15 protein-coding genes are annotated in these 12,169 nt (G+C 72.6%); 6 read left to right on the top strand and 9 right to left on the bottom strand.

Features of this window, described 5'->3' with window-relative positions:
* The first annotated feature begins 1 nt into the window (after position 1).
* The gene (locus tag BBK14_RS29895; protein ID WP_020463590.1) at positions 2 to 301 is read left to right on the top strand and encodes a DUF1416 domain-containing protein; all 300 of its coding nucleotides are present in this window, start codon (positions 2 to 4) and stop codon (positions 299 to 301) included.
* Positions 302 to 441: 140 nt separating this feature from the next.
* Here the strand turns inward: BBK14_RS29895 and BBK14_RS29890 are convergent, their stop codons facing one another.
* Positions 442 to 690 (bottom strand): hypothetical protein, encoded by a 249-nt coding sequence (locus BBK14_RS29890; RefSeq protein ID WP_071066506.1) that lies wholly within the window; start codon positions 688 to 690, stop codon positions 442 to 444.
* A gap of 206 nt (positions 691 to 896) precedes the next feature.
* A complete protein-coding gene (locus tag BBK14_RS29885; protein ID WP_041254942.1) occupies positions 897 to 1,259 on the bottom strand; it encodes a DsrE family protein in 363 nt (120 codons plus the stop codon).
* A 263-nt stretch (positions 1,260 to 1,522) separates the two neighbouring features.
* Here BBK14_RS29885 and BBK14_RS29880 point away from each other — a divergent pair, with 263 nt between their 5' ends.
* Positions 1,523 to 2,164, top strand: coding sequence for a nitrobindin family protein (locus tag BBK14_RS29880; protein ID WP_071066505.1), 642 nt, complete (start codon positions 1,523 to 1,525; stop codon positions 2,162 to 2,164).
* A gap of 43 nt (positions 2,165 to 2,207) precedes the next feature.
* Here BBK14_RS29880 and BBK14_RS29875 read toward each other — a convergent pair whose 3' ends face one another.
* Together BBK14_RS29875 and mshA are read right to left on the bottom strand one after the other, a co-directional pair.
* Positions 2,208 to 2,702, bottom strand: a complete 495-nt coding sequence (locus tag BBK14_RS29875) for a type III secretion system chaperone family protein (protein ID WP_071066504.1) — start codon at positions 2,700 to 2,702, stop codon at positions 2,208 to 2,210.
* Between the two features lie 166 nt (positions 2,703 to 2,868).
* A complete protein-coding gene (mshA, locus tag BBK14_RS29870) occupies positions 2,869 to 4,173 on the bottom strand; it encodes a D-inositol-3-phosphate glycosyltransferase (protein ID WP_071066503.1) in 1,305 nt (434 codons plus the stop codon).
* A 241-nt stretch (positions 4,174 to 4,414) separates the two neighbouring features.
* On the opposite strand from mshA, the gene BBK14_RS29865 reads away from it, so the two are divergent.
* Positions 4,415 to 5,242: a class I SAM-dependent methyltransferase gene (locus BBK14_RS29865; protein WP_241831954.1), complete on the top strand. Its 828-nt coding sequence runs from the start codon at positions 4,415 to 4,417 to the stop codon at positions 5,240 to 5,242.
* Positions 5,243 to 5,248: 6 nt separating this feature from the next.
* On the opposite strand, the gene BBK14_RS43045 is transcribed toward BBK14_RS29865, so the two are convergent.
* A complete protein-coding gene (locus BBK14_RS43045; RefSeq protein WP_071066501.1) occupies positions 5,249 to 5,482 on the bottom strand; it encodes a macro domain-containing protein in 234 nt (77 codons plus the stop codon).
* An 84-nt stretch (positions 5,483 to 5,566) separates the two neighbouring features.
* Between BBK14_RS43045 and BBK14_RS29855 the strand changes: the two genes are divergently transcribed.
* Positions 5,567 to 6,064, top strand: a complete 498-nt coding sequence (locus tag BBK14_RS29855; RefSeq protein ID WP_071066500.1) for a DUF1269 domain-containing protein — start codon at positions 5,567 to 5,569, stop codon at positions 6,062 to 6,064.
* Between the two features lie 69 nt (positions 6,065 to 6,133).
* On the opposite strand, the gene BBK14_RS29850 is transcribed toward BBK14_RS29855, so the two are convergent.
* The 4 genes from BBK14_RS29850 to BBK14_RS29835 all read right to left on the bottom strand — a co-directional run bounded on the left by BBK14_RS29850 (position 6,134) and on the right by BBK14_RS29835 (position 9,952).
* Entirely contained in the window at positions 6,134 to 7,054 is a 921-nt protein-coding gene (locus BBK14_RS29850; RefSeq protein WP_241831953.1) for an aldo/keto reductase, read from the bottom strand.
* 130 nt (positions 7,055 to 7,184) lie between these two features.
* Complete coding sequence (locus BBK14_RS29845; protein WP_071066498.1) at positions 7,185 to 7,655, bottom strand: hypothetical protein; 471 nt, start codon at positions 7,653 to 7,655, stop codon at positions 7,185 to 7,187.
* Positions 7,656 to 7,696: 41 nt separating this feature from the next.
* Positions 7,697 to 8,494: a helix-turn-helix domain-containing protein gene (locus BBK14_RS41490; protein WP_071066497.1), complete on the bottom strand. Its 798-nt coding sequence runs from the start codon at positions 8,492 to 8,494 to the stop codon at positions 7,697 to 7,699.
* A gap of 114 nt (positions 8,495 to 8,608) precedes the next feature.
* Positions 8,609 to 9,952 carry a DUF349 domain-containing protein gene (locus tag BBK14_RS29835; protein ID WP_241831952.1) on the bottom strand — a complete coding sequence of 448 codons (1,344 nt, stop codon included), beginning with the start codon at positions 9,950 to 9,952 and terminating at the stop codon, positions 8,609 to 8,611.
* 326 nt (positions 9,953 to 10,278) lie between these two features.
* Here BBK14_RS29835 and BBK14_RS29830 point away from each other — a divergent pair, with 326 nt between their 5' ends.
* Both BBK14_RS29830 and BBK14_RS29825 read left to right on the top strand, forming a co-directional pair.
* A complete protein-coding gene (locus BBK14_RS29830; RefSeq protein ID WP_071066495.1) occupies positions 10,279 to 11,223 on the top strand; it encodes a carbohydrate ABC transporter permease in 945 nt (314 codons plus the stop codon).
* Positions 11,220 to 12,143 carry a carbohydrate ABC transporter permease gene (locus tag BBK14_RS29825; protein WP_071066494.1) on the top strand — a complete coding sequence of 308 codons (924 nt, stop codon included), beginning with the start codon at positions 11,220 to 11,222 and terminating at the stop codon, positions 12,141 to 12,143. Before BBK14_RS29830 ends, BBK14_RS29825 begins: the two co-directional genes overlap by 4 nt.
* The last annotated feature ends 26 nt before the right edge of the window (positions 12,144 to 12,169 follow it).

The raw sequence follows: 12,169 nt of genomic DNA, 5'->3' as shown, positions 1-12,169 counted from the left end.
CATGTGTGGCGCTACCAGTGGTGGACCCTCGGTGGAAGGAATCGACGTGGCCAAGGAGACCGTGATCCAGGGCGTCGTGGTGAAGGACGGGTCGCCGGTCTCGACCGGCTACGCCCGGCTGCTCGACTCCGGCGGCGACTTCACCGCGGAGGTGCCGCTCTCGGCGACCGGCCAGTTCCGTTTCTTCGCCCGCCCCGGCGAGTGGACGGTCCGTGCGCTCGTCCCCGGCGGGAGCGGTGAGCGCAAGGTCGTCGCCCGGCAGGGCGAGCCGGTCGACACCCAGGTCGACGTCGCGGCCTGACCTCGTCTGACACTTCTGGGCATCCGGCTGGCAGCTGGGTGCCCGGTGGCGGCCGGGTCCCGAGGAATCACCTCCCCGGGACCCGGCTGTTACGCGTGGGGCGCCATCCCAGGTGGGACGAGTGTGGCCCGGAGTGGTGGTCAGCTTGTGGCCTGGCGCGGGGCGGGAAACCTGTCGGCGGGCTCGGCGCCGTCCACGACGCCGAACGGGATGCTGGTGGGGACCGCGAAGGCCATCGGGCCCACGGTGAAGTGACGCAGGTCGTTGTCGACGGCGAAGGTCGCCGCGGCGCTGCGGTCGGGGAACGGCGCGACCACGCGACGGACCGTGTGCCGGCCCGCTCCCTCGAACTGCACCACGGCGAAGAGCATCTCGGACTCCGGCATCATGCGATCATGAAAGCGCATCCCGGCGTTCCGGTGAACGCGCCGCGTCGTGTGCTGTCAGTGGTCTGCCGTGCGCGTGCAGAAGTAGCGCGCATTCTCGGTGCACACGCACCGCTCATGTGCAGGTGCGTATAACGCGAACGTCAGCCACCTGCGAACGTCAGCCACCTGCGAACGCCGGCCACATGCGGACGCCGGCGGAGCGGACGTCAGTAGACGAGCGCCTGGACGTCGTCGGCGAGCGCCTCGCTCACGAAGACGGCCGCCCCGGCGATGCGGACCCCGGGAATGACGTCGTCCGGGCCGATCGACCGGCGGGCGGCGCACTGCGTGCACAGGGTCACCCGGCCGGCGGCGAGAATCGCGTCGAGAAGATCGTTCAACGGCGCGGCCTCCGGCAGCGAGAACTCCGCGGCACGCCCCGGGAGCGCGAACCAGGCCGATTCGCCGGTGAGCCACAGGGAGACATCCACTCCGGACGCGACGGCCACCGAGGCTACGGTGAAAGCCTGGGAGCAGCGTTCCGGGGCGTCGGCGCCGGCGGTCACCTTGACAAGCAGCGAACGGGTCACCCGTCCAGTGTGCCGTGCCGGGCCACCGCGGGCCGGCGGCTGGTGGCTGGTGGCTGGTGGCGGACACGCACCGGCCAGGTGCGGTACGGGGCAGGCGTTACGGAACGCGTCGGGGCACGGCCTAGGCTGTGGTCCGTGCTGCACTACTTCATGAGCGGCCTGCTGGTGGCCATGGCGATGCTGATCGCCTGGTTCTCCGGCTACGCCGTCTACAAGCTGTACGGAGGCCAGCGCTGAGCGGCCGGGCGAGAGGTGGCAGGACGATGAGGGCGGACGCGACCGGCGACACGGCGGCACGCGGCGACAGAGCGGCACACGGCGACACCGCGAGCGGCGGAGCTACCGGCGGCACGGCCGGGAACATCGCGACGGTCGACCTGCACCCGAGCCTGCTGCCGCTGGCGTTCCTCGTCGGGACCTGGCGCGGCGAAGGCGTCGGCGGCTACGAGGGCATGGAGTCGTTCCACTACGGCCAGGAGATCACCTTCGCGGCGGACGGGCGCCCCGCGCTCGGCTACGTCTCGCACACCTGGTGGGCCGACGAGCCGCGGGACGGCCGCGAGCCCGGCAGCCCGCTGGCCACCGAGACCGGCTTCTGGCGGGTCCAGCCACCGGCCACCGAGCCCGGCCCCGACGGGAAGGTGAACGGGAGCCCGGTCGTCGAGGTGATGCTCGCCCACCCCTTCGGCATCGCCGAGATCTACGTCGGGACGGTCACCGGAACCAGGATCGATCTCGACTCGAACGTCCTGATCAGGACGGCCACCGCCCGGGAGGTCACCCGGTCGGTCCGGCTGTACGGCCTGATCGAGGGCGGTGACCTGGCGTACGCGATCGACATGGAGGCCGGCGGCAAGCCGCTGCAGTCCCACCTCTCCGCCCGCCTGCACCGCTCACCGTCCTGATCCGGCACCGGCCGGTCGGGGCTGTCGGCCGGCGGCTGGGGCGTCAGGTGGGGCGGGGGGCGGTGCCGGCGTCGGCGGCCAGCTTGGCGCGCCAGGCGCGTTCGCGCTCGATGGCGCCGGCGAAGCCGAGCGCGATGGCCGGGTCGAAGTTGTCGTCGGCGTAGGAGCCGACGCAGCCGAGGAGGCGGTCGACCTCCTCGGCGGTGACCGCGGTCAGCGGGACCTGGCCGGTCAGGAAGATGTCGCCGACGCGGTCGATCGAGAAGTGCACGCCGTAGGTGCGGGCGTTCCGGCTGAGCAGGAAGCCGTAGGTACCGGCGGCGTTCTCGGCGGGCGCGCGCATGAAGAACGCCTCGACGAGCAGCGTGTGGTCCTGGACCACGAGCCAGGTCATGGTGCGCAGCTTGTGCTCGCCTTCGAGCATGACCAGGAAGGCACCGGTGTCGGGGTGCTCGTAGGCCACGCCGAGGTCGTCCAGGGCGGTACTGATCAGCTTGTCGAGCCGTTCGCGTTCCGCGCCGTCGATGGGTGCCGTCATGCGCAGGGACCTCCCCGTTCGTGGTGCCGGTCAAGCCGGGCGGGCGCGGTGACGCCGAGCCCGGCCGAACCCGCCGTCGGCGACGCTAGCCGACTCGGCGACGGAGGGTACGCCCGAGTGGCTGGTCCGCCGAGCGGGTCGGCGGTGACCGGCTCGCCGGGGCGGGTCAGACGGCGACGGCCGCTGGTGAGATCGCCGCCTGGTAGCTCGCGAGGACGCCCTTCGCGGTCGCTGTCCAGCCGAAGCTCGCGGCGCGCAGTCGGGCGCCTGTCGACAGGTGCCGGCGCCAGCGCTCCTCGGTGAGGATGCGTTCCAGGGCGTCGGCGTAGTCGGCGGGCTCCCAGCCGTGGACGAGGACTCCGGACGTCCCGTGGGCGACGGCGGTGCGCAGGCCGCCGACGGAGGCGGCCACCACAGGGGTGCCGCAGGCCTGGGCCTCGACCGCGACCAGGCCGAAGCTCTCGCTGTGGCTGGGGACGACGACCGCCGTCGCCGCGCGGTACCAGTGGGCGAGCTGCTCCTGGGGTACCGGCGGCTGGAAACGGACGATGTCGGTGATGCCGAGTTCGGCGGCGAGCTTGACCAGAGAGTCCGGGCGTTCGAGCCCGGAGCCGCTCGGGCCGCCGACGACGACGACCGCCAGCTGTCCGCGGCGGTCGGGGTCGCGGTGGATGAGTTCGGCCGCGGCGGCGAGCAGGACGTCCGGTGCCTTGAGCGGCTGGATGCGTCCGACGAAGAGGAGGAGCTGGGTGTCGGGGTCGAGGCCGACCCGCTCACGGGCGGCCCGGGGGTCGCCGGGGCGGAAGACGTCGAGGTCGACACCGGGGGCGACCACGTCCACCTTGCCCGGTGCCGCGCCGTAGAGCTGGGTGAGGTGGCGGCGCTCGGTGTCGGTCGACGCGATGAGCCGCGTCGCCGCCTTGATGATCTCCTGCTCGCCCTGGACGCGCGGTTCCGGCTCGGGGCGGTCGCCGTCGGCGAGGGAGGCGTTCTTGACCCGCGCCAGGGTGTGGGCCGTGTGCACCAGAGGCACGCCCCACCGGCGGGCGGCCGACAGCCCGACCTGCCCGGACAGCCAGTAGTGCGAGTGGACGACGTCGAACCAGCCCGCTGCGTGGCCGGCCTCGGTGCGCAGGACGTCCGCCGTGAAGGCGCACAGCCAGGCGGGCAGCTCCTCGCGGCCGATGTCCTCGAACGGGCCGGCGGGCACATGCCGGACGATGACCCCGGGGGCGATCTCCAGGGCGGGTGGGAGCCGGCTGCTCACGGCCCGGGTGAAGACCTCCACCTCGGTGCCGAGCACGGCCAGCTGCCGGGCGAGCTCGATGACGTAGACGTTCATCCCGCCCGCGTCGCCGGTGCCGGGCTGCTCCAGGGGCGACGTGTGCATCGACAGCATCGCGACCCGCGAGGCTGGCTTCGGCCGGGCTGGTTCGGGATGTTCCGGCGGCGCGCCTCCGACCAGATGCACCAACCACCTCCACAGGCAGATCTACCCGACGACCGGCGCCAAAGCGGTTCAACACCGGGCGGTGGCCGTCCTATGCCCGCCCGGCACACTCGGTACGAGCTTGTATGTGCCCGGACCAGGTCGTCGCCATCCGACCGACGCTGCACCACAGCGACGCTGTGCCAGTGCGACCCGGCATGACGGCGACCGTGTACAACAGCGTGCTTCGTGGTCGAGTTCTCCGATGGGGGGTGTGAGGGGTGTGACAGCCGCGCGGCGGCCGCCGAGGCTGGCGGCGGGGCGGGCGCGGGCGCTCGGACTGCCCACCCGGGGCACGACGGCGCCGAACCGGCTGCGCCGCGTCGACCGGTGGCTGACCTCGGCGGCCTGGTCGGCGTTGCGCGCCGCCGAGGACCCGCTCGTGGTCGACCTCGGGTTCGGGTCGTCGCCGGTCACCACAGTCGAGATGTACGACCGGCTGCGGCCGGTGCGGCCCCACCTGCGGGTGGTCGGGCTCGAGCTGGACCAGGGGCGGGTGGCCGCGGCGGCGCCGGCGGCCCGTCCGCCGGGGCTGGCGTTCGCGCGCGGTGGCTTCGAGCTCGCCGGACTGCGCCCGGTGGTGGTGCGGGCGATGAACGTGCTGCGCCAGTACGACGAGGAGGCGGTCGGCGCGGCGTGGGCGGCGATGGCCGGTCGGCTGCAGGACGGCGGGCTGCTGGTCGAGGGGACCTGCGACGAGATCGGCCGGCGGGCGTGCTGGTTCGCGGTCCCGCCCGGCGGGGTGCCCCGGACGCTGACCCTGTCGACGCACCTGCCGAGTCTGGCCCGCCCGTCCGACCTGGCGCCGCGGCTGCCGAAGGCGCTGATCACGCGCAACGTGCCCGGTGAGGACGTCCATGACCTGCTCGCGGCGTTGGATCTGGCCTGGGAGCGGGCGGCTCCGCGTGGTCCGTTCGGGCCACGTCAGCGCTGGATCGGCGCCGTCGAGCTGCTGCGGCGGGACGGCTGGTCGGTGCTGGACGGCCCGCGCCGCTGGCGCCTCGGCGAGCTCACCGTCGCCTGGCCACCCCGCCCGCCGCGGACGTCCTGAGGCGCTTCAGCCGGTCGTGGCGTTCTTGAGGGCTTCGGCGAAGATCCGCAGCATGGCCTGGTCGAACAGGACGAAGCGGGCCTCGGTGACCGAGCTGGGGGTGGTGAGCACGGTTCCGCCGGCGGCGTGGATCGCCCCGTCGACGCCGCCGCCCCCGAGCAGCGACGATTTGGCGGCGTTGACGATCGCGTCCACGGCCTGGGTGGTGATGTCGCCCTGAACTAGCCTCACCGTGACCATGCGGACACAGTACCGAGACCAGAGCGGGCCCCTCGCGGGAATGTCCGTTTGCCAGACGTCAACGGCCTGCGATGCGATGGAGGCGTGGCGGAGTTGATCGTACTCGGGTTCGACAGCAGGCGCCAGGCCGAGCAGGTCTGGGAGCTGGGTCGGCGGCTGTCCCGGCAGGGGCTGGTCGACCTGGCTGACCGGGCGGTCGCGTGGCGCGAGGACAGCGGTGCGGTGCACGTGCGGCACGGGGCACGGCGGATCAGATCGGCGGCGGTGGGCGGCGCGGCGTGCGGGGCCACCGTCGGTGCCGTCTTCCTGGCCCCGGTCGTGGGCCTGGCGATCGGCGCCGGCGGTGGGGCGCTCGCCGGCCGGCTCCTGATGGCCCAGGCGATGGACACTGGCATGATCCGGCGCATCGCCGGCCATCTGCAGCCCGGCCGTGCGGCGGTGTTCGCGCTGGTCCGCGAGTCCCGGCCGGCGGCGATCGTGGCGCTGCGCGAGCACCATCCGATGGTGATCAAAACCTCGCTGCCCCGGGAGCGGGAGGAGGCCCTGGCCCGCGCCCTGCGCTTTCAGTCGAGCCCGGCCTGAGGCGCCAGGGCTCCGAGCCCGGCTGAGGAGTCAGGCTCCCGATCCGGGCCGTCGAGCGGGCCCGAGGTGTCAGGCCCCCGGGCGGCGGGTGGGAGCGATCTTGTCGAGGACGGCGAGATCGTCCGCTCGGGGCTGCCACTGGCCGGCCGCGGCGTTCGCCCGGACCTGCGCCGCGCTCGTCGCACCGGCGATCACGGAGGCGACCGCGGGCTGGGCGGCGAGGCCGCCGATCGCGACGTCCAGCAGGGAGCGGTCCCGCTCCCTGGCGAAGGTCTCCAGGGTCTCCACCCGATCGAACAGGTCGTCGGTGAGCTCGTCCTGACGGCCCGCCATCCGGGTGCCGGCCGGCGGCGCCTCGTCGCGCAGGTACTTGCCGCTCAGGATGCCGTTCTCCAACGGGAAGTAGGGGATGACCCCGATCCCGTACTTGAGGGCGGCCGGCACCAGCTCGGCCTCGACGTCCCGGACGAGCAGGTTGTAGTGGTTCTGGGCCGAGATGAACCGGGTGGTGCCGGACGCCCGTGCCGTCCACTCGGCGTCGGACACCTGCCAGGCGTCCAGGTTGCACGACCCGACGTAGCGGACCTTGCCCTCCTGGACGAGCTCGCCGAGCGCCTCCAGCGTCTCCTCGATGGGAGTGAAGGCGTCCAGGTTGTGGAGCTGGTACAGGTCGATGTAGTCGGTCTGCAGCCGGCTCAGCGACCCCTCGACCGCCTTGCGGATGTAGCGGCGGGAGGCGCGTGCGTTGAAGTCCTGGCCGTACATGCCGCCCATGTCGTTGCCGACCTTGGTGGCGAGGACGACGTCGTCGCGCCGGCCCCGGAGCACGTGCCCCAGCAGGGTCTCCGAGCCGCCCTTGTTCCCGTAGGTGTCGGCGGTGTCGAAGAAGTTGATCCCGGAGTCGAGGGCGGCCTCGACGACGGCACGTGTACCGGTCAGGTCGACTCTGGACCCGAAGTTGTTGCATCCCAGCCCGACGACGGAGACCATCAGGCCCGAAGATCCCAGGGGGCGATAACGCATGCCCTTAATACAACACGCGCACCACGAACCGCCGGCAATCAGGGTCTGGGGTTCGTGGTGCGCGCAGCTGTGGTGTTGATTTTTTGTTCTGCTGTTTTCAGTTCGGTGTCGCGGCGTCGCTGACGGCGCGGCCCGTGGCGGTGGCCGCCCGGCGGGTGGAGGTGCGCGCGGCCCGCGTCTGGCTGACGGCCGTCTTCGTCTGCTTCACTGCCTCCTCCGTCGCGGGGCTGCGCCGGATGCCGGCGACGCGCTTCTCGCCCCGGCTGGCGAAGGAGTTGTAGAGCTGGGTCGCCCGGCCCTGCAGGTCGGAAATCTGCGACCCGACGGTCACCGGAAGCGCGAGGACGGCCGAGCCGACCTGGACGGGCACCTTGGCCGCCTGGGCCGGGATCTGGCTGACCCGGTCCGAGATGCGCCGGACCTCTGTCCCGTAGGCCGTGGGAAGCGTCCGGAGCTTCTCGACCGCGAGATCGGCGGCGCCGACCGAGGCGTACAGGGGCTTGCGAACATCGGAGGTTGCCGCGGTCGTGTCGCTCTTCGTCTTCGTGCCGGTGCGGGCGGTAGCCATGTGATCTCCTAGCGATCTCCGCTGGTTGTGATGGTGTTGGGTCAGGTGTTTGACGGCCCCGCGGGCGGGGTCCGGGTCGTGGTGGCCTCGCCGGCACCGTCCTCCGGTGCCACCGGGGCGCTCCTCGTACTGCTGCTACGCGGGCCTCGCCGGCCGTCCCCCGCCTTGCGGGTCGCCGCGCGCCGCGTCGTGGACGTCGGCTCGCCCGCCGTGGCGGCGGTCTTGCGCCGGGTCGTCGCGGGCCTGGTCCGCCCGGCGGGCCCCGGCCCGGCCTCGCCCGGGGCTTTCCCGCCCGGGGTGGTCTCGCCATGCTCGGCGGCAGAGGCCGCGCGGTCCGTGCCCGACGGGGATGCCGCCGAGCGCGGCGCGGGTGCCGCGGAGCCGGGCTCGGTGTCGATGTCGGTCAGAGCGTCGGTCGCGGTGCCGGCCTCGACGTCGGCTTCGGTGTCGCCGGCCTCTGCCGCGGCCGGGCCCCGCGCGCCGGGGGTCAGCCCGGCGAGCGCGTTCTCCCGGCGGAACGCGTCGTAGATGTCGACGATGACCTGCTTCTGGCGTTCGGTCAGCGTCTCGTCGGCGTGGACGGCGGCCAGCAGGTCCTCGCCGCCCTCGCGTTCCTCGAGGATGCCGGCCTGCACGTAGAGGACCTCCGCCGAGATGCGCAGGGCCTTCGCGATCTGCTGCAGGATCTCGGCCGAGGGCCGGCGCAGGCCGCGCTCGATCTGGCTGAGGTAGGGATTGCTCACCCCCGCCTGGCGGGCGAGCTGGCGCAGTGAGATCTGCGCGCCGCGCCGCTGCTCGCGGATGAAGTCGCCGACATCCCGCACATGGATAGCCGCCACCGCCGTCGTCGACCTCCACAGGAACAACCGGTCAAGAGGAGGTCGACGATACGGGCTGATGCTAGCTGTGGCAAGCGGGCAGTTAGCGCAGTTGGGCCATTCGGCGCACCGCGGTCAGCTTCCCTTCTCGGCCTGCGCCAGCCAGGCGCGCTGGGTCGCGAGGGCGTTCTCGGTCTCGGTGATCTCGCGGGCCCGGCCGGCGGCGCGGGCGCGCTCCAGCTTCGCCTCGAGCTTCGCCACCGACTCGCGCAGCTTCGTCAGGAACGGGGACTCGGCGATGTCGCGACGGTCCCAACGGGCGTCGGAGGCATCGCGCAGCTTGTCCCCGATGGCGTTGAGCTGGCGTTCCAGGCTGCCGACCGCCTCGCGGGGCACCCGGCCGATCGCGTCCCAGCGCTCCTGGATCTCGCGGTACCGGCGCAGCGACCGCTCGACGTCGACGGGATCGAGCGCGGCGGCCTCGACGAGCAGCTCCTCCTTGCGGGCCTGGTTGGCGATCTGCTCCGCGTCGCGCTCGGCGTTCACGGCGTTGCGCCGGCTGAAGAAGCCGTCCTGCGCGGCCCGGAACCGGGCCCACAGCTCGTCGTCGACGTCCTTGGCGGCCCGGCCGGCCGCCTTCCACTCGACCATCAGCGCGCGGTACCGCGCGGTCGTCGGGCCCCAGTCCGTCGAGTCCGACAGCGCGACGGCCTCGGCGATGATCGCCTCCTTGCGCTCGCGTGAGCGCGTGCGCTGGGTGTCGAGCGCGGCGAAGTGCGAGGTGCGGCGGCGGGTGAACTCGTCGCGGGCCGCGGCGATCCGCCGCCACAGCGCCGAGTCGGTCCGCTTGTCGACACCGGTGATCGCGCGGAAATCGTCGCCGATGGTCCGGAAACGCTCGCTCGTCACCTTCCACTCGGAGCTGCGGGCGAGCTGCTCGGCCTCGGTGACCAGCTCCTCCTTGGCGGTGACCGCGGCGGCGACCCGGCGGGCCCGCTCGGCGGTGAGCTCCGTGCGGCGGGTGTCCGTGGCCGCCAGGACGGCGTCGAGCCGCGCGGCCAGGGCGTCGACGTCGCCGACGACCGAGGCCTGGGCCAGCCCCTCCCGCAGCCGGCGGGCGCTGCCGGCGATGCCGCCGGGGTCGACGCCGCTCACCGTCAGCCGCCGCTCCAGCAACACCACCTCGGCGAGGAGGTCGTCGTAGCGGCGGCGGAAGTGGGCCAGGCCCTCCTCAGGGCTGCCCGCGCGCCACGAGCCGACCGCGCGCTCGCCGTCGGCGGTGCGCAGGTACACGGTGCCGTCGGCATCCACCCGGCCCCAGTCGTCGCCAAGTTCGTCCCGCCCGCCGGAAGGTCCGTCCCCGTCATGGTGGTGGGCGGGCCCACCAGGTCCGGTGCCGTGGCGTCCGCTGTCATCGCGGTCGCCGTCGCTGCGGTCACTCATCGCGTTCCCGAAGATCGACATCAAGATGCCTGTCATTGTTGCAGGCATCCGGCCGGAAGGGGACCGCTGGCGGCTATCGAATGAAGAAGGAGGTTCGCCGAACCTTCCCGCAACCGGTGTCGCTCCCGGGCGTGTCGGTGCGCGTCGGCCACCGGGACGCCACCGGGACGCCACCGGGATACGACCAGGATGTCGCTGTCGCGGGTGCCTGGCGGTGTGGCCGCGCGGCGCGAGCGTCGTCACCATGGCGCGGCTCTGTTCGGTGTGTCATCAGGCGCTGGCCGTAAAAGACGTCGGGCGTTCATCTTTTCCCGCCCCCCGGTGTGTGCGGACCGGTCGCCGTCGGGCCAAGATGCGTAACCGTGGCGCAGGGGACCAGAGCCGGGCGGGACGGCTGGCGGGCGGTCGCGCTGTTGACGCCCGCCTTTGTCGGGCTGTGCGTGTTCGTCATCGGTCCGGCGATCGTGTCGGCCTTCGTCGCCGGCACCGACAAGAACCTCACCGGCCCGGACTTCCACTGGGTGGGGACGGCGAACCTGCGCGAGGCGCTGGCGGACCCCGATCTCGGCCAGGCCGTCCGCAACACGCTGGTCTACTGCCTGTTGACGGTCATTCCGTCCGTTCTGTTCGGCCTGTTGCTGGCGCTCGCGGCCGAACGGGTGACCCGCGGCCGGGCGGCCGTCCGATTCGCGTTGTTCCTGCCGGCGAGTGCGAACATCGTGGCGATGGCTGTGGTCTTCCAGTACATCTTCGACAGCAGCCCCGACGGGCTGGCCAACACTCTCGTCGGATTCGTCGGCATCGATCCGGTGAACTGGCTCGGTGACCGCGCCACCGCTCTCCCGGTCGTCGCGCTGGTCGGTGGCTGGCGGCTGACCAGTTTCGTCTTCGTGGTCTATCTGGCCGGCCTGACCGCGATTCCGCGCTCGGTGTACGAGGCGGCCGACGTGGACGGCGTCCGCGGGCTCGCCCGGCTGCGCCACGTCACGCTGCCGCTGCTGGCCCCGACGACGGTGTTCCTGGGGGTGTTCGTCACCGTCCTGACGTTGCAGACGTTCGAGACGGTCGCGGTGCTCACCGAGGGCGGGCCCCTGGACTCCAGCACGACGATCATCTACTACATCTACAAGGTCGGTTTCACGGGTTCGTTCCGGATCGGCTACGCATCCATGATCGCCCTGTTGCTGCTGGTCGCGGTGGTGCTCGTCGGCGCGGCGGGAGCGCTGCTGGGCCGGCGCGTCCGGATGGCCAGGCAGCTCGGCGGCATGGGCGCCGAGGATCCCGTCGCCGAAGGAGGCCGGTCATGACCAGCGAGGCGGCGAGCCCGCGGCACCGCGCCGGTGCCGGCCGGGCGCCCGGTTCGAAGCGTTCGGCAGGCGCCGGGCGGCGCGCCGTGCCGTTCTGGTCGTCGCTGTCGGCGGCGGGCCGGTTCGGGTTCCTCGCGGTCGGTATCACCGCCGCGCTCCTCCCGTTCGTCTGGATGCTGCGCACCGCGGTCGGCCCGCCGCAGAACGCCCTGCGGCTCTCGGCGAACCCGATCCCGTCCTCGGTGGGCTTCGGGGCGTTCGAGAACGCCTGGCAGGCGGGTGATCTAGGCCCCGCGCTGCTGACCGGGATCGGCGTGAGCCTCGCCGTCCTGGCGCTGCAACTGCTCACCGGGATCCCGGCGGCGTACGCGTTCGCCTGGGTGCCCTTCCGGGGGCGCGGGCTGCTGTTCGGCGTCGTGCTGGCCACCCTGCTCGTCCCGCCGCAGGTGACCGCCGTGCCGAACTACGTCACGATCTCGGCGCTCGGGTTCGCCGACACCCGGGTGGGCCTGGTGCTGCCGTTCATGACGCAGGCCGCCGCGATCTTCCTGCTCCGCCAGTACATGTCGACGATCCCGGTGTCGGTGCTCGAGGCCGCGCGGATGGACGGCCTGGGGACGCTGCGCACCCTGCGTACCGTCGTCGTCCCGCTGAGCATGCCCGCGATCGCCACGGTCAGCGTCTTCAGCTTCCTGCTCTCGTTCAACGAGTACCTGTGGCCGCTGCTCGTCGCCCGCTCGCCCGACATCGCGACACCCCCGCTCGCGCTCGCCGGACTCGCCACCAGAACTTCCGCGTTCCCCGACTTCACCCAGCTCGCCGCGGGCTCGCTGATCATCAGCCTGCCCACCCTCGTCGTGTTCGTTGTCGCCCAGCGTCGGTTGACGGCCGGCATCACCGGAACCGGGCTCGCGGCGTGACCGCCGAACGGGCGAGCCTCCCGAGA

The sequence above is a fragment of the Parafrankia soli genome (assembly GCF_001854695.1).
Lineage (GTDB): Bacteria > Actinomycetota > Actinomycetes > Frankiales > Frankiaceae > Parafrankia > Parafrankia soli.
Note: the sequence above shows the minus strand (reverse complement) of the source record. Positions and strands in the feature narration are given on the sequence as shown.

Coding starts and splice junctions, on each gene's coding strand:
- BBK14_RS29875 (WP_071066504.1), bottom strand. CDS start 2,702: ATGACGGCACCCATCGACGGCGCGGAACGCGAACGGCTCGACAAGCTG.
- BBK14_RS29895 (WP_020463590.1), top strand. CDS start 2: ATGTGTGGCGCTACCAGTGGTGGACCCTCGGTGGAAGGAATCGACGTG.
- BBK14_RS29880 (WP_071066505.1), top strand. CDS start 1,523: ATGAGGGCGGACGCGACCGGCGACACGGCGGCACGCGGCGACAGAGCG.
- BBK14_RS43045 (WP_071066501.1), bottom strand. CDS start 5,482: ATGGTCACGGTGAGGCTAGTTCAGGGCGACATCACCACCCAGGCCGTG.
- BBK14_RS29845 (WP_071066498.1), bottom strand. CDS start 7,655: ATGGCTACCGCCCGCACCGGCACGAAGACGAAGAGCGACACGACCGCG.
- BBK14_RS29835 (WP_241831952.1), bottom strand. CDS start 9,952: ATGACAGGCATCTTGATGTCGATCTTCGGGAACGCGATGAGTGACCGC.
- BBK14_RS29825 (WP_071066494.1), top strand. CDS start 11,220: ATGACCAGCGAGGCGGCGAGCCCGCGGCACCGCGCCGGTGCCGGCCGG.
- BBK14_RS29890 (WP_071066506.1), bottom strand. CDS start 690: ATGATGCCGGAGTCCGAGATGCTCTTCGCCGTGGTGCAGTTCGAGGGA.
- BBK14_RS29850 (WP_241831953.1), bottom strand. CDS start 7,054: ATGGTCTCCGTCGTCGGGCTGGGATGCAACAACTTCGGGTCCAGAGTC.